23 protein-coding genes are annotated in these 25,406 nt (G+C 40.4%); 17 read left to right on the forward strand and 6 right to left on the reverse strand.

Features of this window, described 5'->3' with window-relative positions; all coding sequences use genetic code 11:
• Positions 1–155: 155 nt before the first annotated feature.
• The 14 genes from H5186_RS08580 (at position 156) to nudB (ending at position 14,864) form a co-directional block, all read left to right on the forward strand.
• The gene (locus H5186_RS08580; RefSeq protein WP_145240209.1) at positions 156–650 is read left to right on the forward strand and encodes a MarR family winged helix-turn-helix transcriptional regulator; all 495 of its coding nucleotides are present in this window, start codon (positions 156–158) and stop codon (positions 648–650) included.
• Between the two features lie 118 nt (positions 651–768).
• The gene (locus H5186_RS08585; RefSeq protein WP_182767419.1) at positions 769–2,067 is read left to right on the forward strand and encodes a porin; all 1,299 of its coding nucleotides are present in this window, start codon (positions 769–771) and stop codon (positions 2,065–2,067) included.
• A gap of 298 nt (positions 2,068–2,365) precedes the next feature.
• Positions 2,366–2,761 carry a YbaN family protein gene (locus H5186_RS08590; protein WP_182730689.1) on the forward strand — a complete coding sequence of 132 codons (396 nt, stop codon included), beginning with the start codon at positions 2,366–2,368 and terminating at the stop codon, positions 2,759–2,761.
• Between the two features lie 76 nt (positions 2,762–2,837).
• Positions 2,838–3,470 (forward strand): PepSY-associated TM helix domain-containing protein, encoded by a 633-nt coding sequence (locus tag H5186_RS08595; protein WP_145240203.1) that lies wholly within the window; start codon positions 2,838–2,840, stop codon positions 3,468–3,470.
• Positions 3,470–3,973 carry a DUF2271 domain-containing protein gene (locus H5186_RS08600; RefSeq protein WP_182794342.1) on the forward strand — a complete coding sequence of 168 codons (504 nt, stop codon included), beginning with the start codon at positions 3,470–3,472 and terminating at the stop codon, positions 3,971–3,973. Before H5186_RS08595 ends, H5186_RS08600 begins: the two co-directional genes overlap by 1 nt.
• 36 nt (positions 3,974–4,009) lie before the next feature.
• On the forward strand, positions 4,010–4,852 hold the full coding sequence (locus tag H5186_RS08605) for a DUF4198 domain-containing protein (RefSeq protein WP_182717530.1): 843 nt from the start codon (positions 4,010–4,012) through the stop codon (positions 4,850–4,852).
• 329 nt (positions 4,853–5,181) lie between these two features.
• Positions 5,182–7,581, forward strand: a complete 2,400-nt coding sequence (locus tag H5186_RS08610) for a PKD domain-containing protein (RefSeq protein WP_182794343.1) — start codon at positions 5,182–5,184, stop codon at positions 7,579–7,581.
• 227 nt (positions 7,582–7,808) lie between these two features.
• Positions 7,809–8,699, forward strand: a complete 891-nt coding sequence (locus H5186_RS08615; RefSeq protein ID WP_145240195.1) for a DUF4097 family beta strand repeat-containing protein — start codon at positions 7,809–7,811, stop codon at positions 8,697–8,699.
• 446 nt (positions 8,700–9,145) lie between these two features.
• Positions 9,146–9,997: a pirin family protein gene (locus H5186_RS08620; RefSeq protein WP_145240193.1), complete on the forward strand. Its 852-nt coding sequence runs from the start codon at positions 9,146–9,148 to the stop codon at positions 9,995–9,997.
• A 52-nt stretch (positions 9,998–10,049) separates the two neighbouring features.
• Positions 10,050–11,903: a monovalent cation:proton antiporter-2 (CPA2) family protein gene (locus H5186_RS08625; protein WP_145240191.1), complete on the forward strand. Its 1,854-nt coding sequence runs from the start codon at positions 10,050–10,052 to the stop codon at positions 11,901–11,903.
• Positions 11,896–12,792: a LysR family transcriptional regulator gene (locus H5186_RS08630; protein ID WP_149982269.1), complete on the forward strand. Its 897-nt coding sequence runs from the start codon at positions 11,896–11,898 to the stop codon at positions 12,790–12,792. The genes H5186_RS08625 and H5186_RS08630 overlap by 8 nt, the downstream gene beginning before the upstream one ends.
• A gap of 116 nt (positions 12,793–12,908) precedes the next feature.
• Complete coding sequence (locus H5186_RS08635; protein WP_182767421.1) at positions 12,909–13,598, forward strand: pirin family protein; 690 nt, start codon at positions 12,909–12,911, stop codon at positions 13,596–13,598.
• A 28-nt stretch (positions 13,599–13,626) separates the two neighbouring features.
• Positions 13,627–14,355 carry a sulfite exporter TauE/SafE family protein gene (locus tag H5186_RS08640; protein ID WP_149982271.1) on the forward strand — a complete coding sequence of 243 codons (729 nt, stop codon included), beginning with the start codon at positions 13,627–13,629 and terminating at the stop codon, positions 14,353–14,355.
• A gap of 65 nt (positions 14,356–14,420) precedes the next feature.
• On the forward strand, positions 14,421–14,864 hold the full coding sequence (gene nudB / locus H5186_RS08645; RefSeq protein WP_182717536.1) for a dihydroneopterin triphosphate diphosphatase: 444 nt from the start codon (positions 14,421–14,423) through the stop codon (positions 14,862–14,864).
• Positions 14,865–14,909: 45 nt separating this feature from the next.
• Here the strand turns inward: nudB and H5186_RS08650 are convergent, their stop codons facing one another.
• The 3 genes from H5186_RS08650 to H5186_RS08660 are packed head-to-tail and all read right to left on the reverse strand — an operon-like array spanning position 14,910 to position 19,013.
• The gene (locus H5186_RS08650; protein WP_149982273.1) at positions 14,910–15,788 is read right to left on the reverse strand and encodes a DNA-binding domain-containing protein; all 879 of its coding nucleotides are present in this window, start codon (positions 15,786–15,788) and stop codon (positions 14,910–14,912) included.
• Positions 15,785–16,726, reverse strand: coding sequence for a DUF692 domain-containing protein (locus H5186_RS08655; protein ID WP_149982274.1), 942 nt, complete (start codon positions 16,724–16,726; stop codon positions 15,785–15,787). Before H5186_RS08655 ends, H5186_RS08650 begins: the two co-directional genes overlap by 4 nt.
• A gap of 13 nt (positions 16,727–16,739) precedes the next feature.
• Positions 16,740–19,013, reverse strand: coding sequence for a ferritin-like protein (locus H5186_RS08660; protein ID WP_259398452.1), 2,274 nt, complete (start codon positions 19,011–19,013; stop codon positions 16,740–16,742).
• Positions 19,014–19,565: 552 nt separating this feature from the next.
• Between H5186_RS08660 and H5186_RS08665 the strand changes: the two genes are divergently transcribed.
• Complete coding sequence (locus H5186_RS08665) at positions 19,566–20,876, forward strand: mechanosensitive ion channel family protein (RefSeq protein ID WP_149982276.1); 1,311 nt, start codon at positions 19,566–19,568, stop codon at positions 20,874–20,876.
• Between the two features lie 72 nt (positions 20,877–20,948).
• Here H5186_RS08665 and H5186_RS08670 read toward each other — a convergent pair whose 3' ends face one another.
• Both H5186_RS08670 and H5186_RS08675 read right to left on the reverse strand, forming a co-directional pair.
• The gene (locus H5186_RS08670) at positions 20,949–22,094 is read right to left on the reverse strand and encodes a DUF1624 domain-containing protein (protein ID WP_145240173.1); all 1,146 of its coding nucleotides are present in this window, start codon (positions 22,092–22,094) and stop codon (positions 20,949–20,951) included.
• Positions 22,084–24,156 carry a TonB-dependent siderophore receptor gene (locus H5186_RS08675; RefSeq protein WP_182794344.1) on the reverse strand — a complete coding sequence of 691 codons (2,073 nt, stop codon included), beginning with the start codon at positions 24,154–24,156 and terminating at the stop codon, positions 22,084–22,086. The genes H5186_RS08670 and H5186_RS08675 overlap by 11 nt, the downstream gene beginning before the upstream one ends.
• 111 nt (positions 24,157–24,267) lie before the next feature.
• Here H5186_RS08675 and H5186_RS08680 point away from each other — a divergent pair, with 111 nt between their 5' ends.
• Positions 24,268–24,429 (forward strand): hypothetical protein, encoded by a 162-nt coding sequence (locus H5186_RS08680; protein WP_182717542.1) that lies wholly within the window; start codon positions 24,268–24,270, stop codon positions 24,427–24,429.
• Between the two features lie 79 nt (positions 24,430–24,508).
• Entirely contained in the window at positions 24,509–24,754 is a 246-nt protein-coding gene (locus tag H5186_RS08685; protein WP_149982278.1) for a DUF3297 family protein, read from the forward strand.
• A 146-nt stretch (positions 24,755–24,900) separates the two neighbouring features.
• On the opposite strand, the gene H5186_RS08690 is transcribed toward H5186_RS08685, so the two are convergent.
• On the reverse strand, positions 24,901–25,406 hold a 506-nt coding region (locus H5186_RS08690), incomplete at its 5' end, for an energy transducer TonB (protein WP_182794345.1).

A 25,406-nucleotide genomic window follows, 5' to 3' on the forward strand; every position in this document is an offset into this window, starting at 1 on the left:
CAACTCAAAACAAATAAAAAACAGCCACAGATCTGTGTAAAGCCAATAATACAGTATAAATCGACCTTATCTATTTGAACTCTATTTATTAGATGTGTAATATTTATTGATTGCGCGAGCGCCTTGACCGCAAACCATCTGCGAATGAGATAAAAATGAAAAAATATGACGAATTATTGGTTTCTTTACGTAAAGTGATCCGCGCGATCGACCTCCATTCTAAGCAGTTAAATAAAATCTCCGGCCTTACCGGTCCGCAGCTATTAATTATGACTGAAGTAGCACAAACTGATGGTATTACAGCCAGTCGCATTGCCCAAAATGTAAACCTGAGTCCTGCAACTGTAACTAATATCTTGGATCGCTTAGAAAACCGCGATTTAGTGACGCGTGTTCGCAGCCAATTAGACAAACGTCGAGTGAGTCTTTACCTCACTGCAAATGGTCAAACGATTCTGCAAGCAGCACCACAACCGTTACAAGAACACTTTATTGAAAAGTTCTCAGCCTTAGACGAGTGGGAACAAAGCCAGCTACTATCATCAATGCAGCGTATTGCTACTATGATGGATGCTCAAAGTATAGATGCAGCTCCTTTATTAGAAGTTGGTGTGCTGACCCGCGCCGCTGAAGGCAAACCCACCGAATAAATAGTTTATAAAATCATATTAAACAAATGATTACCCTAGAACGCATGGTTAGTTAACTTGGGTTAAAGGTACAATTAGTCTATTCTATACAGACCTATATCAAGAATAGCGATTTATCATGCTTAAACTATCAAAGTTAGCTTTCGCGACTATGCTAGGCGCAACAAGCAGCGCCTCATATGCTTCAGACATTGATGCTATGCAAGCTCAACTTTCTCAACTCCAACAACAGATGCAGCAACTGCAACAGCAGCTTGCGGCTGAAAAAGCAAAACAAGCTAAAGTTAATCAACAGCTTGAAGAACAGACCAAGACTATCGCAAAGCAAACTCAAGATAATACCGAAACAGCCCTATCCGGAGTTAAATTTGGTGGTGCAATTCGTACTAACTACAGTCACACCTCATATGATGACGGCAATAAAAACCGTGGTGGCGATTTTGATTTTGATATTTTCCGTTTAAATGTTTCTGGCGATATTGGTGGAGTGCTGATCGGCGGAGAGATCCGCTTTTTTGATTACATGACCGCAATAAAATCAGCATGGGCAGGCTATCAATTTACTGACGACTGGCAAGTGCAAGTAGGTATCACAAAAGTGCCGTTTGGTAATGATCCTTATAACTCCCATAACTATTTCTTTAGTGCAAACTACTACGTTGGTTTAGAAGACGATCATGATTTAGGCGTGATGTTTAAACGTAAAGTAGCTGATAACTGGCAGCTCGATTTAGGTTTTTTCAAAAATGACGAACTCGGTGGTGTCGATGGTTATGTTGAAGATCGCAGCCATCGCTATTCGTACGATATTGTTGGTAGTCGCACCGTCGACGAGGGTATTTATGCCGAACCGAGCAAAGGGCTTGGTGAGTATAATACCTTTGCCGGCCGCTACGCCTATTACTTTGAACACGGCAAAGGCATGACCACAGAAGTCGGAATATCAGGCTTGGCCGGTGGCTTACATGACGGCCAAGACCGCGCAGGAAGTTACAACGCATGGGCACTGCATGTAAACAGCGTTATCAATAACTGGAATATTCAGCTACAGCATGGCGAATATGACTACAATATCGATGACACTAATCGTATCGCGGTTGGCGCATATGGGTTTTATGACTCTATTGCGACCGATGCAACCACCAGTAGCTTTAATGTCGCTTACAGCGTACCGGTTGAATGGGGTCCAGTAAGCAACCTGCAATTTTATAATGATTACAGCGCGATCTATAACAAGTCTGATGACACTGCCGATACTTGGATGAATGTTACCGGGGTATCCGTCGTGGCTGGCGGCTTGTTCACTTACTTTGATTTAGTTCATGCCCGCAATCAAGCATTTGTAGGTGGCTCTGTTGCCGGTGATAGTAATGAAACCGAGCGTCGATTTAATATTAATATTGGCTATTACTTTTAATCTTTAAAGTCAGCCTGTAATTAGGGGGGTTAGTCTTAAGAGGTTACCCCCTCATAAACTCATCCTTCATAACGCTGTAAGCAATGACTGCAAGCAATTACATTCCCATCAACTCATAATAGGATATAAAAAGAACAGCGGCATCAGGTTGAATCGCAAGCTGAGGCGCTGAACGTGGCAGAGTATAACGTCATCGAGTACAATTAACTGACAATGCTGAGTAAACTAGCAGCATATTGTTTAACGTTGCTTGCCAAGCATTTAGCCGTTTTCAACTTTATCAGGCACAAGTCTATTCATGAATTTAAAAGTAATTTTAGCCACTTATAAAAGTATTGGCTATCAACTATTAGGACTAGCCTTGGTTGGGCTGGGAATTATAGGTATTGTTTTACCTGTGATGCCCACCACTATTTTTTTCATTTTGGCATTAGCGTGCTTTACTCGCTCGTCCCCAAAACTCGCTGCTTGGTTACTCAATCATCCTCGTTATGGCGTAACCTTACGCCATTGGCAAAAGTACAAAGTAGTACCCGTAAAGGCGAAGTGGTTTGCGGGTATTGGTATGTCACTTGGCTTTATTGTATTGCTGCTTTGTGCACCGCCGTGGTGGGTTTTACTGCTGGTAGCCGGCATCGAAATAGCGGTTATGATTTATTTACTCTCTCGCCCTTCAAAATACCTACCAATGTAAATTTCGTAAATAATGTTGTGATAACTAATGCAAATCATTACCATGTAGATAATATTGCTTAACTACTAAATTATTTATGCCGTTAATAAATAAACGAACTTTATATAGTACCAGTCGTGCGTTGCATATTTATCTATCAACAGCACTGCTGTTTTTGCTTATTTTATTTTCTGTCAGTGGGATTGTACTTAATCATGTTGATTGGCTAGAAGGCGATAAAAGTGATGGGCAACTAACCACATCACTCCCAAGTGCATTACTTGAGCAGGGCCAAGAAAACCTAGCAACCTTACCCATTTTATACCCTGAAATAGAAGCTTACTTAGCCAACCAATATGGCTTAACTAAAGTAAAAAGTATCGACTGGGAAAAAGAAGATGCACTCGTGATGCTCGACTACCCACTGCCTGCAGGTTTTGCCTTCGCAGAACTTAATTTCATCAGTGGCGAACTGAATCTCGAATATCAAACTGGCGGCTTTTTAAGCTTAATTGGCGATTTACATAAAGGCCGTCATAGCGGCGAAGCATGGAGCTGGGTGATTGATATATCAGCCGTGTTAATGATTTTTTTTGCTATCACCGGGATGATTATTTTATTTCAAAATAGAAAAAAACGCTTAGTAGGAATATGGCTAACAGTGCTTGGGGTCGCAACACCAGCAGTCATTTATTTATGCTGGGTTCCGCAACTAAAAGGAGTGTCTTAATGCTAAAACTTAATACCTTAATAAGCGCTGTTGTTTTATTTACAGCAGCTTTGTTTCAACCTCATGCGAATGCCGCTGAACTTGAAATAGAACTAACCCTACCTGCTCTAGACGTACAACCTTACCATCGACCTTATGTCGCGGTTTGGCTAGAAACCCCAGAGCGTAAGCATGTAACCACGGTTGCCTTATGGGTTGAAAAAGCAGAATGGTTTAAAGACTTACGCCAGTGGTGGCGTAAAGCCGGAAAAAGTGACGCTAACTTTGATGGTGTAACAGGTGCAACAAAGCGCCCAGGTACTTACACCATTAACTGGAATGGCACAGATCTAGATGGCAAAGCCGTAGCTGCAGGCAAGTATTTACTTAATTTAGAAGTCGTTCGCGAAGAAGGTGGCCGTGATTACACCCGTGTAGAACTTGATCTAAATAAAGACGGCAAGATCACCATCGATGGCACCAATGAATTTTCACAAAGCTTCGTCACCATTAAAAGTCAGTAAATGTAGCTGCTAAAACAATTTAAATAAGGAAAGACTATGAAAATCAATTTACTTAAAAGCGCATTTATCGGCGCACTTACTTTCACTGCCCTAGCATCTAGCTATGCCAATGCACATGCTCGCTGGTTAGTGCCTTCGCACACATCTCTTTCAGGCGACAAAGCACATTATGTGATGATCGATGCCAGTATTTCGAATGAAATTTTCGCACCAGATAAAGCATATCGTCCAGCACAAAAAGGCGCGGAATATGATGATAATCTGATTATGGCAATCGGCCCTGATGGCAAACCAGTTAGCGATAAAATTCGTGCATATTATCTGCAACGTAAAAATTCAGCGGCGGTAAAACTAGCTGGGGAAGGTACTTATCATATAACGATGAGCCAAGAACCACGACTAATGACTTTTTATAAAGATGCCAAAGGCGAACGTGGCCGTGTATTTGGCCCTAAAGACAGTAAAGATATCCCAGCTGATGCAACCGATATTAAAACCACAAAATCGATTGCAACGGTAGATACATTTGTAAGCCGCAACGGCACCTCAAAACCTGCGCTACTTGGTCAAGGCTTAGAGATCAGCGGCCCGACTCATCCTAATGATTTATTTGTTGGTGAAGAGGCACGTTTTCAGTTATTAAAAGACGGTAAACCTGCTGCCAACATAGAACTTGCCATCTTAAAAGGTGATACACGTTATCGTAACGAACGTGGCGAAGTTAAAGTAACCACAGATAAAAACGGCTTTTTCACTAACACATGGCAACACCCTGGACTATACCTGATTGAAGCAAGTGTGAGCGAAGGTTCAACTGAAAAAGGTATCGATAGCGTACGTTATTCATTATTTACTACATTAGATGTAGCACCTGAATAAAACCCCTCATTAAAAATAAAGGCCAAGTAACTTAGCTTGGCCTACAACTCTAAATAAACACATAAACAACTTAGCGCCAAAATTTTTCTAAAATTTGAATTTAATTCTTTTATTTTCCCTCTTTTGGGTTCATATTATAAACAATTAAATTAACATAACTATAAAATATTTAACGGAAATAAATATTATGAAAAATGGACTTTATACCAACCTAATTCAAACCAGAAATAATCCTCATTTAAATTTAATAGCAAGCACTACAGGCTTAGCTTTACAGTACCACTAAACACAACAAAACCAACAACAAAACCAACAACAAGGAAAGTAATATGAAATGGAGTTTTTTAATCCAGCTAGCTTTGATCCTAACTCTCACAGCCTGTGGCTCAGGAGGTGGTGACTCAGAAAAAAAACCAACCAATAAAGTCACTAACAATAAACCCGTTGCCATGATCAGTGCACCAACCGGTGAAATGCGGGTAAATACCGCGCTAACATTTAGCGGTACAAAAAGTAGCGATCCCGACGGCGATTCATTAGTTTATAAATGGCGCTTAACCACTGCAGACGGACAAAATGAGCTCGCTCTTGCTGTTGATAATGAAAGTAAAGTTGAAGTATCACTTGCTGAAGCAAAGAGTTATAAACTAATTCTAGTTGTGAGCGATGGCAAACTTTCGAGCGCCCCAGTTGAAAAATTAATTGAAATTAAAGCCGAGCCAACGCAATTAATTGCTCATGCAGGACTTACTCAAACAGTTAAACAAGGTGATGTGGTTGCATTAAATGGTGCGCTAAGTAGCACATCTAACGGTGTAATAAATAAATACTTATGGCAGTTTACGGCAAAGCCTCTTACCAGCAATGCAATCATAGAAAATAATAATAGCGTTACCAGCAAATTCATTGCAGATAAAACAGGTGCTTACGCAATAAAGCTAACCATTACTAATTCACTGGGGGAAACAGCAAGCAACGAGGTAATGATAAAAAGTGAGTCTTTATACGAAAATTCAGCTCCTCAAGCGGTTATTAAAGTACAAAATAAAACCGTCGCTCCTCGCAGCATAGTCACATTAGATGGCAAGCAAAGCAGTGACCCTGATCAAGGTGATACACTAAGTTATCTGTGGACTATTACCGCACAACCTGCCGATAGCAACCCGACACTCACTGATAACTTAAGCAATACCGCAGGCTTCTCTTCTTTAGACCTCGGTGAGTACACGCTCTCACTAACAGTTAAAGATCAATATGGTGAAACTGATACCGCCACAGTTACTTTAACTGTAGAGATAGCAAATCAAGCTCCTATTGCACAACTTGTAGCTGAGAGAAACATTAACTTAGCTGAAACTATTACTCTGCAATGCGAACAATGCAACGATCCTGAAGGGCAACCCTTAAGCTACCTTTGGCAGATAAAAAGCAGACCTGAGAATAGTAAAGCGCAGCTAATCCAAGGTACGACAGCAACCCCTTCTATCAGTGCTGATATTGAAGGTGATTATGTGATCACATTAATCGTATCAGACGGACAGCTTAATTCTGAGCAAGTAATAAGCGTTCTTCACGCTCAAGCCAATGCAAAACCAACAGCGATTATTGCTGATGTAGCACCTATTTTAGTCGATGAAGAAATTCAACTTGATGGCTCACAAAGCACAGATCCTGAAGGCAAAGAGCTTACCTACCAGTGGGAAATTTTATCGCCATTAGGACGTGCTACGCTTTCTAACTCAGACGTTGCTAAACCTTACTTTAAAGCATCAAGTGCAGGAAGTTTTGTTATTTCACTTCGTACCAACGATGGTAATAAAGACTCCGATACGCAAACAATTACTATTATAGTGAATGAAAATGCGCCGCCAATAATTGTTTTTGAAGGAATGCGCACCCGCCTAGCAGTGGTAGGCAATCCCATTACCTTTGATGTTAGCCAAAGCTATGATCCTGAAGGCACCGCACTTATCTATACTTGGGAGCTTTACAAACCTGATGGTTCAACTGTAACTTTAACAAATACAGATCAAAGTACTACGCAATTTACACCTGATATTGCTGGTTATTATAGATTAAGCATCATTATTGAAGATGCTGATGGTAACTCCAACTTTACGTATTTCCTTGCCGTTGCAACAGACAAGGCAATACTCCAAGGTACTGTAAAAGGGCGAATTACTGATATTAATAATTTAGGAGTAGCTAATGCCAAATTGACACTGAACGATGTACCACTAACTACCGACGCAGAAGGCATCTTCGACACTATTTTAGTATTGTATGAAGGTGAAAGAGCAACAATTGTCACTGCAGATGACAGATTAGCTGCCGGCGAATATAGCTCAGTGGCTGTTACGCGGAATAACTTTATCTTAAATTTAAGCCAATTAAGTTTACCGATTGTGCAAGATGTTGAGATATCAACAATCGTATGCCCAGAATACACAGGCCCTGAAACTGTAAACTTACGCTTTAAAATGGTTGGTACTTATTTAGCCTCAAAAAGTTTCCAGTATCAGTTTGATGAAACGAAATCTGTAATATTGCAGAAAAATAATAGTGGGACCTACGTATTTGGTAAATTAAATATTACCCTACCCACCAGCGCCTTTTATGAAGTCACTATCGCTGAGGATACAGTCCGCAATACATCAAACACTAATACAGTAATTTATTACACTGAAGAAAAACCAAACCAAGCGTTCATAAATATTTGTAATAAATAGAAAAAACTAAGCCACTTCACGCGTGTTGAAGTGGCTTAGCGTACCTTCCAGATCCAATCTAAAGAATATTAAGAACAACCCTAAATTTGGTATTTTTGACCACTTATTCGCTATACTTATCTGATAATAAAAATAAAAACCAATAAAAACAAATCATTAAATTTTGGCTTTGTTTTTGCTATAAATTAGCAAATCGTAAAATATAATTAACAATGAGAAAATAAATAATGATCAACAAACCTCTTTCTTTGCTAGCCAAAGCCCTTCCTATTGCCACTAGCCTATTGTTTCTCAGTGGCTGTATTGTGCATGTTTCAACCTCGTCAGCCAATATACAACAACAGCAGCAACGCTCAATATCAGCGTCACAATTACAGCAACTAAGTATTAATGCTGAGGCGGGTTCACTTAAAGTGATCGGCTCAACCACAGCAACTAACATCAGCGTAGATGCCACTATTTATACAGCAAAAAGTGATGACCCTTACATACTTACTCTGGAACAAAAAGGCGATAAAGCCGTACTTATAGCAAAAAATTATAGTTCATCAGGAATAGTGGTATATCAAGGTAATTCACCCAGTATTGATTTAGTTATTACTGTGCCAAGCTCATTTAACCTTGAGATTGACGATGACTCTGGCGATATAGATATTGCTGGTGTACTAGGTAATATCATTATAGATGACGACTCAGGGAGCATTCGTATTGATCAAGGTCATCACGTCACAATTGACGATGATTCAGGGGATATCGATCTGCAAAATATTACTGGTAATGTAGAGATCAGTGATGACTCTGGCAGTATTACTGCACGTAACGTTGCTGGCAATATGACTATTGAAGATGATTCGGGTGATATAACCCTTACTAATATCACTGGCAGCGTAGATATTGACGATAACTCTGGCAGCATCAATGCCAAAACTCTAGGCAGTTACATCACCATTGAAGATGAATCGGGTGATATTTATGTTGAACATGTAAATGGCCTAGTCACCATTGAGGATGGCTCAGGCAGTATTCGTGTTAACGACAGTAAAGGTCTCACCATCATTGACGCTGGCTCTGGTGATTTGAGCATCGATAATATCAACGGCCCAGTAAAACTTAACTAACTCTTGATGTAAAACGGCCAAGTAATTGGCCGTTTTTTACTGTCTAATTTTGTGTTGTCGGTCGTGTGATCACAACAACTGCTATGTTTTGCTAATCGCAAATACCCTCAGCGTCTTATCGCAATGCTTGATGAGCGTAAATGTGTCGTCGCTAGTTTCCCTACCTGCGGTATTTTGCATTAAAAACATCAACAAGTAATAGTAAGCACTGTTTACTACGCATAAAGCTCCTTTTAGTGCCATACAACACACCATTAAAATTCTTTAAAAAAGAATGTTAATGCCTATTTTTACTAATTTTCGTTCTTTTAACCTGAGTATATTATTAATCAAGCATCAATAGTGACACTCGAAATTAAGTGATCATCTATTGTTAGGGCTATAACTTATGTATTCAATTAATCGAATCAACGTGACTCTGCTTGGTCACCTTTAAGGAGCAAAACATGGCTAAAATACTCAACCCAACTGAACATGATATTGGTGGCTTAAACGTAAAGCGCGTACTGCCTAATTTTGATAAAAAAATGGTGGGACCATTTATCTTTTTTGATCACATGGGACCAAACGATTTTCCTGTTGGCCAAGGGATCAATGTTCGCCCTCACCCGCACATAGGCTTATCAACACTCACTTATTTATTTCGCGGCAGCATTTTACATCGCGACTCGCTAGGTAATAATTTAGAAATCCACCCAGGCGATGTGAACTGGATGACGGCAGGTAAAGGCATTGTTCACTCAGAACGAGAAAGCTTTGAAGTGCGCGCTAACCCGCATCATATTGACGGCTTACAATGCTGGATTGCGCTACCAGAAAATATGACTGAGATTGAGCCTTCATTCACCCATATAAAAAAACAGCAACTACCACACATAATTCATGAAGGTATCATGATGCGCTTAATTGTTGGTGAAGCTTACGGATTAAGCTCCCCAGTTAAAACCTACTCCCCCATGTTTTATATTGATGTGGTTGGCAGCGCCAATAGTCAAATTAAGTCGCCTAACCCACAGCAAGAAACCGCGTTATATGTTATTTATGGAAGCGTTACCGTGGGTCAACAGGATTATCAAGCAGGTGATTTTATCCTACTTGATAACCTCGATACTGATATTCACTTTGCCAGTGATGCACGCTTTATTTTGCTCGGTGGCGATAAATTTGAAAAAGTCCCATACTTGCATTGGAACTTTGTTGCTTATAGCAAAGAACGCTTAGAGCAGGCAAAACAAGACTGGCAAACTCAACGTTTCCCAAAAATCCCTGGTGACGATAAAGAATTTATTCCGCTATAGTAAACAGTATTTTAAGGCATAATAAGTTAGCCAGTATTAGCAAAGGACAACTATGTTAGAGATCGCATTAATTTATTTAGCCGCAGCCATTGTTGCGGTGCCTATCGCAAAACGCCTTGGGTTAGGCTCCGTACTCGGCTATTTGCTGGCAGGTATTTTAATTGGCCCGTATTTGCTGGGGTTAGTGGGCGATCAAACGTCTGTTATGCACTTTGCTGAATTTGGTGTAGTAATGATGCTGTTTTTAGTCGGCCTTGAACTACAACCAGCAAGGCTTTGGAAGTTACGCCACTCTATTTTAGGGCTTGGGGGTTTGCAAGTAACCCTAACAGCCGCGGTAATTTTTGCAATTTGTTATTGGTTTATGGCCATGCATTGGCAAACAGCACTAGCAATTGGTTTAATGCTCGCGCTTTCTTCAACAGCAATTGTGCTACAAAGCCTGGAAGAAAAAGGTTGGCTGAAAAATGAAGCCGGCCAAAATGCGTTTTCGGTACTGCTATTTCAAGATATTGCCGTTATTCCTATTTTAGCATTACTACCATTATTGGCGTTTGAGCCAATGTTAAATGCCACCAGCACGCATAATTCGCTAACTGCTGATTGGCCAGTTTGGGGGCAAGTAACCGCCTCAGTAACAGTGATCGCGGCAATTATTTTAGCTGGTAAGTATATTTCTGCGCCGCTATTTAGGTACATTGCTGAAACCAGAATGCGGGAAATATTCACTGTATTTGCGTTATTTTTAGTGGTAGCGATTGCGCTGATTATGCAAAATGTTGGCTTATCTCCAGCGTTAGGGACTTTTTTAGCTGGTGTGGTACTGGCAGAAAGTGAATTTCGTCATGAGTTAGAGGCCGATATAGAACCCTTTAAAGGACTGTTATTAGGATTGTTTTTTGTCGCTGTCGGTGCCTCTATCGACTTTGCATTGTTATTTAATCAATTTACTTTAGTGGTTACATTGGTTGCCGCTTTAATTGTTGTAAAGGCCGCTGTTTTGTATGCCTTAGCACGAACTTTTAAAATTCATCATACCCAGCAACTGTTATTCACTTTAGCCTTAGCACAAGGTGGTGAGTTTGCTTTTGTGCTCCTGACGATGACTAATACATTGCAAATTTTAACCCCAGAACAAAGCAACTTAACCACCTTAGTCGTGGCCATCTCAATGTTAATAGCCCCTTTACTATTAATGCTTTACGACACATTACAAAAACGTAGCAACACAACAACAAAACCTGAGTTTGATAAACCAGAGCAGATAAGCCCAGCCAAACACGTAATCATTGCTGGGTACGGCCGTTTTGGACAAATTATGGGGCGCTTACTGAGCACCCAAGGGTATGATATTAGTGTCCTTGATCACAGTCCTAGCCAAATTGATCTGCTGCGCCGCTTTGGTAATACGGTGCATTATGGTGATGCAGCACGTAAAGAACTACTCGAAGCCGCTGGAGCTGATACCGCACAATTACTGGTTATTGCTATTGATAATGCCGACAAAACTCTCGAAATAGTTAAACTTGTCCGCAAACACTTTCCGCACTTAAAGATTGTGGCGCGCGCTAAAGATCGTCGCCATGCTTACCAATTACTTAATTTGCACGTTGATGCGTTTAACCGAGAAACCGTTGACTCTGCCATCAACCTTGCCGTTGAAACCCTAGAACTATTAGGAAATTCAAAAGAAGACTCGCAGCGCGCAGGACACTTATTTAGAGAGCACGATCGTGCCTCAGTACTGCAACTAGCAAAACTGTGGGGCGATGATCACAGTTATGGTGTAGCTGTACGCCAACGTACTGAAGATCTAAAACAAGTACTCAATCAAGATAAACGTGCCAGAGAATCACTCAATACCTGTGACCAAGGTGACTGCGAGGACAACCATAAAGATGCTTAAAATAACTTTAGAGCAATGGCGTATGTTTAGGGCTGTGGTTGAACATGGCGGTTTTAATCAAGCATCACTAAAAATTTATAAAAGCCAATCAAGTATTCACAATGCTGTTGGTAAAATTGAGACCGCTTTAGGTGTTAAGTTATTTACTATTGAAGGACGTAAAACCGTGATCACCGAAGCTGGTGAGATGATGATGCGCCGCGCTAATTACCTACTCGATGAAGCCGCCAAAATAGAAGCAATTGGGCAGACCCTCAGTGAGGGGATTGAAAGCAAATTACGTATTGCTGTTGATGAAGTTTTTCCGCAAGCACTGCTTTATAAAGTACTCAACAATACCTCGGCAATGTATCCATTATTACGTATTGAATTATACGAATCAGTACTGACTGGCGCGAATGAATTACTAGAGAACACCAGTGCCGATATTGCAATATCGGGATTCACTGGCAAAGCCGGGTTTAGTGAAGAGTTGTGCAATATCGAGTTTACTGCTGTTGCGCACCCAGATCATGCGTTACATAGCATCACCCGACCTATCACCCTTGAAGATTTAAAATCGCACCGACAAATTGTGGTACGCGATTCAGCCTTACACAATAAACAAGACGGTGGCTGGTTAGGTGCCGACCAGCGCTGGACAGTAAGCCATATGCGGACTTCCATTGATATGATCAGCAACGGCTTAGGCTTTGCTTGGCTACCTAGCACAGCGATTACCAATCAGTTAGCACAAAATCGGCTCAAGCCCCTTAATCTTAGCCACAATAGTAAGCGCAGTGCCATGCTACATTTACTATTTAAAGACGGTGATCGCCTTGGCCCGGCAGCGCGCACATTCATTGGCGAGTTACGATATCAAGTAATGCAGGCTGATCTTGATTGCTAATCAAGGGCTTTCATTCTATTAATTAGAACAAATAGTCCTTTTAAAAGCGATTTTAATCTTCCTTATAAAACTTATACTGCTGCTATTCAAATTAGCGTTTAATCAGGAGTTAAGTTATGCACTACATACGCAAAGCCAGCGAGCGCGGCCAAGTTGATCTTGGTTGGTTACAAAGTCAGCATAGTTTTTCATTTGGCCATTACCATGATCTAAAACACATGGGGGTGTCAGTACTTAGAGTGATCAACGAAGATAAAGTACTTGCAGGCCAAGGCTTTGGCACTCACGGACACCGAGATATGGAAATAATTTCCTATGTCATTTCAGGCGCATTAAAACACCAAGACAGCACTGGTAATGAATACATTGTTCCTGCTGGTGACGTGCAACGGATGAGTGCCGGTAGTGGCATTATGCACAGCGAATATAATGCTTCAAATTCTGCAACAGCGCACTTTTTACAAATTTGGATACAACCCAAATTGCGTGGTATAGCCCCTAGCTATGAGCAAAAAAGTATTCCGCAAACAACTCAGCTTACACCACTTGTTACACCAAATGGCGAACACGGCAGCGTGAGCATCAACCAAGATGCTAGTATCTATCGTTTAAAACTTGATGCGGGTCAATCGCATACATTGCAAACAGCGGATAGAAAAGGTTATTTGCATATTATCTGCGGGCATATAGACGCAAACAAGCAAAATTTTAGTAACGGCGATGCCTTTGCACTAAATCGCAATGAACGGGTAACATTAACAGCCACCAGCAGCTTAGAAGCGCTGTGGTTTGATCTACCAGCATAAAGTAAATAATCAGTAAGTAGAAAAACTAATGACAGTAACAACCCTCTCTATCATCGCATTTGTCGTATTGCTCACCGGCGTGTCAAAATCAGGCTTTGCAGGAGCGCTTGGAGTGTTTAGTGTCCCTTTACTAATGCTAGTGATGCCCCCTGTTGCCGCAATCGGTTTGATGCTACCGGTACTTATTGTTGCCGATGTCTTTAGTTTAAAAAGTTACTGGCAACAATGGGATATACAGCAACTTAAACGCTTACTACCGGGTTTATTGGTAGGCGTAGTTATTGCACATGCGTTAATTGGCTGGTTAGACGCGGCGTTTATAAAAACAGCGATTGCTATTTTATGTATAGTGTTTGCTATTCGCAGTTTAGCCTTTAGCAAGTTTACTTTGAGTGCCTTAAATAGCCGTTTAGGTGCCTTCTCTATGGGCGGTTTAGCCGGTATTGCAAGTACCTTAGTACATGCTGGCGGCCCACCTTTAATAATGTATTTCAGTACCATTAAGTTACCACCGAAACGATTTGTCGCAACTGTGGCGATTATTTTTGCGATGATGAATGCCGTCAAGCTTATTGGCTTTATTAGTCTGGGTTTAATCGAAATAAAGTGGGCATTAATTGCACTTGCCAGCTTGCCGATTGCTTTTTGTGGTAATCGTTTAGGGATCTGGTTGCAGGGCAAACTCAATACTTCGCAGTTTCTGAAAATAATGAATGTACTACTCTTGTTGCTGGGTATTTGGTTGTTAGTGATGTGATCTGGCTAGTTAAACATTTCGTAGTTAGGTAAACTGATTCAACAAACGCTATTTAAGGCTCTATTTTGTTAAATAACCAACCACTTCGTAAACCCTTCTCTGTACTGGTTGTTATTTATAAAAAAAATAAAGACTGTTTACTGATCCAACGTACCGATGATGCTAACTTTTGGCAATCAGTCACCGGCGGGATTGATGAAGGCGAAACGCCTATTGTGACAGCTTACCGTGAGCTATTAGAAGAAACAGGGATAGATGCCCGCGCACTGGGTTTAACAATACGTGATCACCAAAAAACCAATCAATATACCATTAGAGAGTCATGGCGACACCGCTATCAAGCCAATGCGTTAATTAATACTGAGTATGTTTTTAGTATTTGCGTACCCGATGATATCGCCATTACTTTAGATCCGAATGAGCACACTGATTTTATTTGGCTAACGCAACAACAAGCGGCTGACAAAGCCTGGTCGCCAAGTAATCGCGATGAAATCTTGGCGTTATAGTTTATTTAATTGTTATCAATTAGGTTAACTGCTTACTTGTAGCACTTATTGAAACAACAAGCCCATATTGATTGCTTGTGGCAACCACATCATTGCGTCTGAGGTTAACTCATCGCTAGAAACCTCTAGCTGTAATGCTGTTTGCTTAATCGCCATATTAAAGCTACTTCCTTGTATACAAAAACCGAGTAGCAAATACTGCCAATGAGCTAAAGACCAGACTCTAAATCTATAATGTATACGTGTTAAAGCAAGGTAACATGGTTGCTGAATAGGTAAAATCAACTCATCAGGCATTACTTCTAATTTTGCTATGCAGGCTTCAATTTGTGAAATGAGCTCTAAAATAGGGTAATCTAATGTTATTACTCGCAAACAAGGCGCCGCTTGAATATCAGTATTATTTACTAAACACGTGAGCATTTGCTGTTCGATAGAAAGCTCGGTTGCCGTTACATTTTTTTCAAGACCTTGGGCTACTAACACCTCAGACTTGGTGCGTTCAAATAAGGCTATTTGAGCAGGTAAATCGACCATAGTTTGTTGAGCAACATCGATTATACCTTGTGGTTTAGTTTGTGCTAAAAATTCGGCGAATTGCTCACCTAAATAATATAGACTCCAACTTTTAGAAGGCACCGTCACAATAAATGCTTTAGCAAATGTGGAAAATAACGTATCTCCCATATACTGCGCCAACAATGAAAACTCACAACGTAAACAATCCACAAGCCTTAGCACATAACCTGCAGCGTAAATATCTACTCGCTGCTGGGCTGAAATTTTATCTGTACTTTTAATTAGCGTATCAAGCATAACGCCATCATGCGCATATGCCTGTAAGAGTTTATCATCCAAATCACCACGAACAATTAATACTGTTTGCAACCAATGCTGCACTTGCCTCAATGAATGTTCACTCATAATTTCTCTTTAGCTAAAACCAGCGGTGTAGAAATACAACCTTGTTGGTGGTTATTTTGTACTGGAGCATGAGGAATTTGACCCGCTAATACAGTTTTAGCTTTGTTTAACTCAGCGACTAATTCAGGAAACGCAGGAATATTTGCATCCCATTCCAGTAAAGTCGAGACAGGCCCACATAAAGATTGCGCGAGTTGATACAATTCCCATACAGGTTCAGGAACTGGTTTATCATGGGTATCTATCAAACAATGCCCGCTGAGTGTTGGCCCCGCCAAATGCATTTGCACAATACTTTTAAGCGGTAAGTTTTTTATATATGTCCTTGGGCAAAAACCGTGATTATACGCCGACACATAAACATTATTAACGTCTAGCAGCATAGCACACTGTGTTTGTTCGACCAGCTGCGTAAAAAACTCCGGCTCCGTGAGCGACGAGTTTTGAAACTCTAAATAAGTAGAGGGGTTCTCCAGCACTAATGGCCGCTGTAAAAAGTCTTGTACCTGATTAACCCGGTTAATAACATGCTTTAAGCTTTCCTCAGTAAGCGGCATAGGTAGTAAATCGTGGCTATTTACTCCTGCAAAGCCTGTCCAACATAGATGATCTGATATCCACGCTGGTTTTACAAAATCCGCCAATGCTTTTAACTTTTCTAAATAGTCAAAATCAAGCGCAGAGCTACTGCCTATATTCATAGACACACCATGCATAACAATAGGGAAATCAGCCATCAATTGTTCTAATACATGACGGCCATAGCCATAATTATCGATGTAATTTTCACTAATGATCTCAAACCAATCAACCCCTGTTACTGGTTTTTGCATTAAGTACGGATAATGCTCACTGCGCAACCCCAAACCAAAGCCTAGCGGGTTTATTTGCTCAATAGCAGAAGCAGCAAAAGGCTGCTTCTGTATGTATGATGTCATGTATTCAATCCAATTAAGTTGAAGGCGGAAGCGCTAAGCGAATATCATCTGCAGGTGGCGGCGTAGTTTGCACTCCTTTTGCATTACAATAGGCCTGCCACGCGATACTGTAAACCGCATCACCTTCTTTAAATGGCATTTGCTCTAGAACTTTACCTGTTTCTGGGTCGGTATATGGTTTAGCCGTAGATGCATAGTCTGGTCCATCACCAAATTCAAATAATTGCATCTGGGGTTTTGCTGATGGCTCTTTTGGGAATAGCTGCGAGGCAGAAATCGGCACAGCACAACCACCTAAATTATTACATTTGTTATTTGCAGGAGCGCTAAATGGACCATCAGCAGGGGCGCTACCACCACAGCTTCCTCCCGGTGTTGTGCTATGCACAAACCCACACCCACCTTGCGCTTTGCAATTGTTCGAACCTTTACAGCTGTGGAACACTGTTGCGGGAGGTAAATTATTTGAATTTTCTTTTGTATAATCCATACCTTGGCACGCATGGTATAAAACATCCTTAGACATATCCGCAATACCCGCAACCAGATCTGGAGCCTGCCCTGTTGTAGCCCAACAAATAGATACTCGATCGCCCGACCCCCCCATTGCAGGACCTGGAAACTCAGTCGTTTTACCACCCCAATAGCGATCCAATGCTGTGGTAAGTCCTTTTAAAGTGCCAACCGCTGATTCACTAAAAATTTGATGTGTTTGTGCACGACGTTCAGGGCTAGAAAACAAATTATTCAATGCTTTTTCTACATCAACTACAGCAGGTAAATCTGGGTGCTTCTGCTTAGCCTTATCGCCACCTTGCGGGTTAAGCATTGCTACTGTAAATTTACCGCACAAGTTATGCCACGTTTGCCAGGTCATATACACTTGGGCCGCGTTGTTATCACTGTAAGATTGACCCTCTTGGTATTCATATTGAATAATCAAATCAAGTACATCAGCAAAGGTAATAAAATGATCTTTTTTAGTATTTGTAATACGTGCGCATGCAATACCAGATACAGGAAGTGGCTTTTGCCCAGCGCTATCCGCTGGGTAATCTTCTTTTAGGTTATCAGCATTAGGTTGAAACTTAGCAGCGACCTGATGATCATCTGCCTCAATCGGTGTGCTTTTCAATGCTACCGTTTGTTGCTGCAAATACGTTATTACCCAACTCTCTGCCGCCCAGCGGCTGCAGATTTCAGAAACAACACCTTTACCTTCACCTTGATCCGTTATTGCATTGATATTATTAACAATCTCAATTTTTAACTTATCTAGATCATTACTTTCATTGATTGAACCATTAATCCCCGGGTATTGCGGTTTATATTCGGCTGAGTCACGAGTATTAAAGTAATCACGTTGCACGGAATCAGGTTTAGCTGGATTCACCAAAATATCAATTAAGCTACTACCATCCTCATACACAATTTCAAGATAGTCCCAATAACAGCAATACATATGCCCGATAGAACCAAACATAGGTAAATCAACTTCTGTATCTGTTGCTTTAAACCAATCAAAAGGAGCTGTTTCAAAGTATTTAGGGCGAACGCCATCTAAATCTTTATTGATTATTAATTTTTTTGCACTTTCCTCGGTTTCTTCAATCAATAAAAACAGTAAAGCCTGCTCTTTTGTCAATGCCGCTGCATTGACTCGCATATCTTGTAGTGTTTGACCCTGAAAGTGAGTTGTAAAGTATTCTTTCACTTTAGGGCTAAGTTTTGATAAATCACGGCTGCAGTCTTTAAAATCTAAGATATGCGGGATTTGCGTTGTATCGTCATAACAATGCCAACCAAACTTTTCTGTTTGCAGTGCATTACTGGTAAATGAAGGAGTTAGATTTAGTTTACTGGCGATATTAGAAGCCAACTGTAAATGCAGCATTTCTTCTATAAACACACTATAAACAGCATTAAACGCCTGTTCATTTACGCTCAGTGGCTTGCTGGGTTTTGGCGTTGGAGTAATATCTAATTTTGCTATTCGTTCATTAGGAATAAAGCCTGCTGTTGCCCCTAACCCAGGCCATAAACGCTCGGGATACAAGCCTTCATCCCCACCTATTGCATGCATGCCTTGTATTGAATACAGACCTGTCATATATAACGGGATGGTAAATAACTCAACGTTAATCGCAGCTTGTGCGATGGCTTTTATACACGCAATATCAGCGTCTTTGTAACTTACGGGACGCTCTTTAATTTTTTTGTATTGTTTGATGCTGACTTTAAGATCAAGATCGAGGTTAATCCTTACCGCCTTTTGTGCACTCTGCATTTTCAATTGCTCCATGATGACAGTTATATGCGACCAAGAAACTTGTCGCGTAAGTCAAATGAGTGTAGAAGGTTTCATCAGCGATGCAGTATTACAATACATTACAAAAGTAGATATTTGGCACAGAAGTAAAACTAATACTTTAAAACCAAAGAAAAAGTGACTAAAAAAACATTGATAATAAAACCACTATTTTAAAAGCATTTAGATAAGTGAGTCCTTATTGCGATTGCAGATATTTCGCACTATATGAAAGCTAATAATTTTTTAGTCCCAAAAGCTCACAACCTACAACTTTTATTTATTGCCACTCCCATGCTATCAAAAGCATTATCAAATTTACTCCAATAGACACTCTAACTTTGTTTGGCTAGCATAACGACAAGCGGCCGAAAAGCTTGCTCACTCAGTAGTCGCGGTGAAATACTCACGCTAAATGACACAGTAAAGCTCTACTATTTGTCAAATTTATTGATACGTTTATTTATTCTGTAAATTTTTAGACTTATCAGCCATAGTAAAGATCTTATTTTATCTAAAAAAGTACTCCGTATGGATAGTGAGTTTTTTTCCAAACAATTTGAATCTGTTTGGTTATTGATCCAATCAATGCTTAGCCAACAAGCAACGTATCTACAATTATTGGTGATCATCACCAGCTATGCTGCCGCCTATTGGATTTATTCTAAAACAGTTAAAAAGCGCGTTGATAAGCACACTAAAGTGGCGTCCGATCACCCAATAAACATTATGCTGTTTCGACTTAGCAATATCGTTTACCCGCTAGTAGCAATCATTTTACTGCGAATATTTACCTCTATCGGCATCACTGTAGACTTGCAAGTGTGGTTAATGAATACCGCGCTCAACATTGCTATATTGCTGTTTGCTTACTCAATTATTAAAGAGTTTGTTAGCAGCCCTTTTATGTCAGCACTGTTTAAGTTAGTTGGCCTGCCCGTTTTGCTGTTGCACCTACTGGGCTTTTTGCCAGCATTTATTAAAACCCTTGAAGCGGTTTCGATTAATTTAGGCAATATTCAAGTCAGTTTATATGGCCTAACTCGGGTATTGTTTTTTGGGGCTATTTTATTTTGGTTAGGTCGCGCTTCCAGTAATGTTGGTAAGGTTATAATTCGCAACCAGCAAACTCTGGATATCAGCACCCGCGAAGTCTTTACCAAACTCTTTGAAGTTGGCCTGTTTTGTGTCATCGCGTTATTACTGCTTAACATTATGGGTGTTAACCTCACCGCCCTTGCTGTGTTTGGTGGTGCGTTAGGTGTTGGCCTTGGTTTAGGGTTGCAATCAATCGCCTCCAACTTTATTTCTGGCATCATTATTTTGCTCGATAAGTCACTCACCATTGGTGACTTTGTTGAGTTAGAAAACGGCAAAAGTGGCTTTGTTCGAGAGTTCAAAATGCGCCATGCAATTTTAGAAACTTACGACGGCAAAGACATACTGGTTCCTAACGAAACCTTTATTTCATCACTGCTGACCAACTGGACCCATAAAGACCCAAAACAGCGCTACCGTGTTGATTTTAGTGTGGCATACGCCACCGATGTTAGAGCCATGGTAGAAATAATTAAACAAGCTGTTGCCGAGCATCCACAAGTAATTAGCGGGCCTGATGTACCATTTGAAGAGCGTCCTGACTGTGAAATAGATAGCTTTGGCGATAATGGCATTAATATGTTTGTGGAATTTTGGATGCAGGGAATTGATGATGGTAAAAACCGGGTTGGTGGTGATTTACTATTAATTATTCTAGAAACCCTCAAAGCTCATAATATTGCGATACCATTCCCGCAACGCGAAGTTAGAGTGCTTAATGAAGACATGCTAAAAAAAATGTAAAAAATAAAGGCATAAAAAGCGGTGTTATAAACTTATAACACCGCTTTTAACCACTAAGTAAGTGTTATATCTCTAAAGATACTTTAACCAAGGTTTATTTGCTTTGCGCTTATAGTGACTAAATGCCTTAGTTGGCCAATATAAAGTAACGGCTAACACAACCGTAATTAACCAAATCCATGTAATATCATTTACGGCAAAATATGCACCATGATTAGCACCAAAAATAGCACTGCAAATTGTGTATAAAATCAATAAAACGTAAAGATGAAAAATATAAAAGAACATCGGCACCGAGCCATACACTCTTAAAGCATTACTAAAGCGATTTAACGGACGCTCAAAAAACCATAAGCCAAAAAACATCAGCGCTAAAGTGATTAATAAAAAGCTCAGTGAAGGTGGATATTTGGTAACGTTAAATATCGACATAGCCGTTTGCACTGCTGTTGAAAACTGCTGCCAAGGTAGTGTTTCGCCATAGATATTTAAGCCACGTAAAATAGCAAATAACGCTATACACGCTAAGCCCAAACCAATCAGCCACTGTTTACGATCTTCACTGTCTCGGTTATGTGCATACAGTGGGCCTGCGCAGTAACCAAGTAATATAACCCCAATCCAAGGTAATACAGGGTAACTGATTTTGACATTAACTAAACCACCTTCGGAGATAAAGCCACGATCGTGCAGAATAGTCCATAAGGTATAACCCCACTCATCAGGACTGAAGGTAATTGGTGTAAGTAAGTTATGACCAAAAACAATCAATAAACCCAATGCTAACAATAGTCGTTGCGGTAAGTTAATTAGTAATGCCAGAGCCAGCATACACAGGCCAATAGCCCATATCACTTGTAGAAAAATAGTCGGGATAAACCAAATCCACAAAAAGCAAATAACCGTAACTTCAAGGGCAATTAAAAACAACCCCCGCTTAACTAAAAAACTACGAGCAGAGCGCACTTTACCTGAGCTTGGGTGGCTATAAAGCCACGCCGAAAGCCCTGTTAAAAAGATAAAGGTTGGCGCGCAAAAGTGCGCTGCAAAACGGCTCCAAAACAGCCCTGGAGAGGTAACGTCAACATCCATTGGGTCTAATACCGGCATTTGCGAGAAAAAACGCTCTCGCACATGATCAAGTAACATTAATAAGATAACCACGCCACGCATGATATCGATACTATGAATACGGTTTTTAACTTGTTCAGAAGTCATATGTTATACCCAATTTAAACTGTGTTGGTGCACCAGGGTAGGCCCATAATGCATTGTAGCTACTGGCTATGTAGCTTTCATCAAATACATTATCAACATTAAGTGAAACATTTGTCCGTTCAGTCGCCTGCCATTGAGCAAATAAACCCACCAGCTGATAACTTGGTAAGTTAAAAGATAAGTTTACTGGGTCGCCTAGTCGCTCTGAAATATATTGATAATGACCACCAAATTTAATGTCTTGCTCAAGTACACGGGTATTGTGATTTAAAGAAAGCGAAAAATTATTTTTTGGTACGTTAACTAACGGGCTACCTTTAGGAATAGGCTCTAACCAATCAACATTAATCATGTCTTTGGCTGTTTCAGCCTTTACGTAAGCATACGAAAGTGTGTACTGAGTGTTTTCACCTAAACTACCAGTCAGATCAACCTCAATACCTTTACTGGTTACTTTACCAATAGGTTTTGAATAACCCTTCTCGTCAGCCACCAACATGTTGCCTTTGCTAGCATCAAATAAAGCGATGGTACCGCTAACGTTGTCAAAGCCGAACTTCACACCCACTTCAAAGGAATCACTTTCTTCAAAACCAAACGATTTACCCTGAGCGTCAGTACCACTTAAAGGTATAAACCCTTCGGAATAGCTGGTATAAAGGTTAATCGCATCATTTAGCTCATATACCATGCCTAGCCGTGGGCTAAGTCGATTCATCGTGCTATCTGAAGCAACACCTGACTTAGTCTCGAAAATATTCTGCTCAATTTCATCAAACCGCAATCCCAGCATTAATTTAAAACGCTCGGTAAGGTCTAACTGATCTTGTACATAAATACCGTATGCCTTTTGCTTTTCATTGTTTTCATACAGTTGCGCAACATCGGGGCCTTGCCCTTCACTGTAGTTTGGCTGATAAATATTTAATGTGTACGTATCTTTACCACCACGATAACGATAAAGCCCAGTGCGAAGCTCATAGTCATACCCATCAACACCAATCAAAACATGGTTAGTGATATCAGCAAGATCAAAATGACCACTTAATTCTGCGCGTACTGACAAATCATCAGAGTAATAATCTCTATAACGGTGTTGACGCGTAAGCATAGGATTATCTAAAGACAAAGTCTGTCTTGAAGGAGATAGTTCAGCATCAGACGAAAAACCTGTTAACGTAGCGGTACGATGGTTAGCGCCCAATAAGAGTGACCAGTCGCGATTAAAGTCATAGTCATAATTAAGTTGGTGTCCGCGAGAGTGCACTTTAGTTGGCGCATCATTAGGGTTACCTAAAAAACGGCTTCTAGGTACGGTGTCAAAATTATCGTTAAGTACAACAATACCTCGGTCATACATTTGCTGCTGGTCAACGTACTCAAACTCATACGTTAATGACGATTTATCATTGATGCTGTAATACACCGAAGGCGTGATCACAAACTTATCATGATGTACGTGATCTCGAAAACTGTCACTATCTTGCCATGCACCATTAATTCGAAATGCAATATCTTCAGTTAGGCCGTTAGTGTAATCACCTTGCACACGTTTATGATCATCACTGCCAAGTTCAGCTTTTAACTGGCCTTGCTGATAGAACTGTGGTTTTTTAGTAATAATATTAATTGTACCGCCTGGTTCAGAGCGACCATAGAGTGCAGAACCTGGGCCTTTTAACACTTCAATATATTCAATGTTAGATACATCACGTGGGCCCGCAAAACCTCGCCCACCACTAAAGCCATTAATTAAATAGCCTGATGGCATATTTTCATTACCCGATAGCCCCCTTATAGAGTAGCTATCCCACAATGCCCCACCATTATTTTTGCGAGAAATACTGGCAGAAAAATCAAGTGCATCCCTGAATTTAGTGATGCCATTATCAACCATCATTTCTTTACTTAATGTGGTAATTGACTGCGGCAGCTCTTTAACAGGAATATCTCCTCTAAAGGCTTGTTTATGTGCAATTGTGATGGTTTCTATATCTGATTCTGTGGCATTAGAGCCAAAAGAGAGTGCTGCAAAGGCAAGAGTTAATGCTGAGTACTTCATGATCCACTTTAATGATTGCTAGTCTTGTTTGGATATAATATAACATAATTGCAAAGCGGTGATACAATATAACGTTCAATTTAATAAAAAATAATACCAACCCTAAATGCTATGGTGTCAGCTACTCTGCAACTTGTTCGTAAATGGCATTGGCCTGAGCAAGAGCAAGCGACTAACCTCACTATGCGCTTTGATTATTACTTTGACAAAGATGTCACTCGTGACGAAATAATTAGCCACTGCATTAAGCAATCAAAGCAACTGTGCAGTTAATTTATTTTGATCAGTATATTGAGCCTAAGGCCTGTATTGCCTACAATGGCACACAATATATTCAATGCAGATCACAATTATGACTGATACAAATAAACCAGAATTACCAGATCAACTTTCGATCAACCCACGTAGCAAATTTTATGTAGAAGAAGTATTCGAGCATGAAATCGGCATTACACTTAACGGCAAAGAGCGTTTTGACGTTGAAGAGTACTGCATCAGTGAAGGTTGGATCAAAGTAGCCGCACCTAAAGCACTAGACCGCCGCGGCCAGCCATTACTTATGAAAGTAAAAGGCACAGTAGAAGCGTTTTATAAGTAACCGCTAAATAATTGAAAAAGCCGACTTTTGTCGGCTTTTTCATCACTGATTTTTACTTAGCGCTAGATAACGCTATAACATTACTTTAATACCTTTTTGCACTCGGCTCTATTTAAACTCATTGATACCTTGGCAATTAAAAGCCGTTACCTTATAAAAAACTCAACAGGTACAACAAGCTCAAGATTATTGCCTGCGATACCATTTGGTATGGCGGGTAATGGCTGTGCGCGTTGTAACATTTTGAGGGCTTCATCATCCAGCGCTGGGTAACCCGATGTTTGCTCTATGCGGCTTGTGACGATCATACCGTCACGACCAACTATAAAGTATACGATTACAGTGCCTTGCTGGCGTCTACTTTTAGCTATTCTTGGGTATTCTTTGTGCTTTTCTAGCCATGTTAATAAGGTCGTTGCATAGTTTTTTTTGTTTGCAAAACTAGCATTAATAGCCCCCTTGTTAAGGGGGGAGCTTTGCGTATTCGTTGCAACTTTTTTATTACTAGAGACAACGCTCTCTGCATTTATTGCTAAGCTTGCACCCTCTGCACCTTGGGCTGGTTTCTCTAGGGGCTTAGATTCTGGTTTAAGCTCTGGTTTAGGCTTCGGTTTAAGCTCTGGTTTAGGCTCTGGTTTAGGCTCTGGTTTAG

The organism is Pseudoalteromonas sp. SG41-2 (assembly GCF_014164535.1).
In the GTDB taxonomy this organism is placed as follows: domain Bacteria; phylum Pseudomonadota; class Gammaproteobacteria; order Enterobacterales; family Alteromonadaceae; genus Pseudoalteromonas; species Pseudoalteromonas rhizosphaerae.

What these genes read in the sequence shown, in the direction of transcription:
- H5186_RS08580 (WP_145240209.1), top strand. Translation starts at nt 156, where the DNA reads ATGAAAAAATATGACGAATTATTGGTTTCTTTACGTAAAGTGATCCGC.
- H5186_RS08585 (WP_182767419.1), top strand. Translation starts at nt 769, where the DNA reads ATGCTTAAACTATCAAAGTTAGCTTTCGCGACTATGCTAGGCGCAACA.
- H5186_RS08590 (WP_182730689.1), top strand. Translation starts at nt 2,366, where the DNA reads ATGAATTTAAAAGTAATTTTAGCCACTTATAAAAGTATTGGCTATCAA.
- H5186_RS08595 (WP_145240203.1), top strand. Translation starts at nt 2,838, where the DNA reads ATGCCGTTAATAAATAAACGAACTTTATATAGTACCAGTCGTGCGTTG.
- H5186_RS08600 (WP_182794342.1), top strand. Translation starts at nt 3,470, where the DNA reads ATGCTAAAACTTAATACCTTAATAAGCGCTGTTGTTTTATTTACAGCA.
- H5186_RS08605 (WP_182717530.1), top strand. Translation starts at nt 4,010, where the DNA reads ATGAAAATCAATTTACTTAAAAGCGCATTTATCGGCGCACTTACTTTC.
- H5186_RS08610 (WP_182794343.1), top strand. Translation starts at nt 5,182, where the DNA reads ATGAAATGGAGTTTTTTAATCCAGCTAGCTTTGATCCTAACTCTCACA.
- H5186_RS08615 (WP_145240195.1), top strand. Translation starts at nt 7,809, where the DNA reads ATGATCAACAAACCTCTTTCTTTGCTAGCCAAAGCCCTTCCTATTGCC.
- H5186_RS08620 (WP_145240193.1), top strand. Translation starts at nt 9,146, where the DNA reads ATGGCTAAAATACTCAACCCAACTGAACATGATATTGGTGGCTTAAAC.
- H5186_RS08625 (WP_145240191.1), top strand. Translation starts at nt 10,050, where the DNA reads ATGTTAGAGATCGCATTAATTTATTTAGCCGCAGCCATTGTTGCGGTG.
- H5186_RS08630 (WP_149982269.1), top strand. Translation starts at nt 11,896, where the DNA reads ATGCTTAAAATAACTTTAGAGCAATGGCGTATGTTTAGGGCTGTGGTT.
- H5186_RS08635 (WP_182767421.1), top strand. Translation starts at nt 12,909, where the DNA reads ATGCACTACATACGCAAAGCCAGCGAGCGCGGCCAAGTTGATCTTGGT.
- H5186_RS08640 (WP_149982271.1), top strand. Translation starts at nt 13,627, where the DNA reads ATGACAGTAACAACCCTCTCTATCATCGCATTTGTCGTATTGCTCACC.
- H5186_RS08650 (WP_149982273.1), bottom strand. Translation starts at nt 15,788, where the DNA reads ATGAGTGAACATTCATTGAGGCAAGTGCAGCATTGGTTGCAAACAGTA.
- H5186_RS08655 (WP_149982274.1), bottom strand. Translation starts at nt 16,726, where the DNA reads ATGACATCATACATACAGAAGCAGCCTTTTGCTGCTTCTGCTATTGAG.
- H5186_RS08660 (WP_259398452.1), bottom strand. Translation starts at nt 19,013, where the DNA reads ATGCAGAGTGCACAAAAGGCGGTAAGGATTAACCTCGATCTTGATCTT.
- H5186_RS08665 (WP_149982276.1), top strand. Translation starts at nt 19,566, where the DNA reads ATGGATAGTGAGTTTTTTTCCAAACAATTTGAATCTGTTTGGTTATTG.
- H5186_RS08670 (WP_145240173.1), bottom strand. Translation starts at nt 22,094, where the DNA reads ATGACTTCTGAACAAGTTAAAAACCGTATTCATAGTATCGATATCATG.
- H5186_RS08675 (WP_182794344.1), bottom strand. Translation starts at nt 24,156, where the DNA reads ATGAAGTACTCAGCATTAACTCTTGCCTTTGCAGCACTCTCTTTTGGC.
- H5186_RS08680 (WP_182717542.1), top strand. Translation starts at nt 24,268, where the DNA reads ATGGTGTCAGCTACTCTGCAACTTGTTCGTAAATGGCATTGGCCTGAG.
- H5186_RS08685 (WP_149982278.1), top strand. Translation starts at nt 24,509, where the DNA reads ATGACTGATACAAATAAACCAGAATTACCAGATCAACTTTCGATCAAC.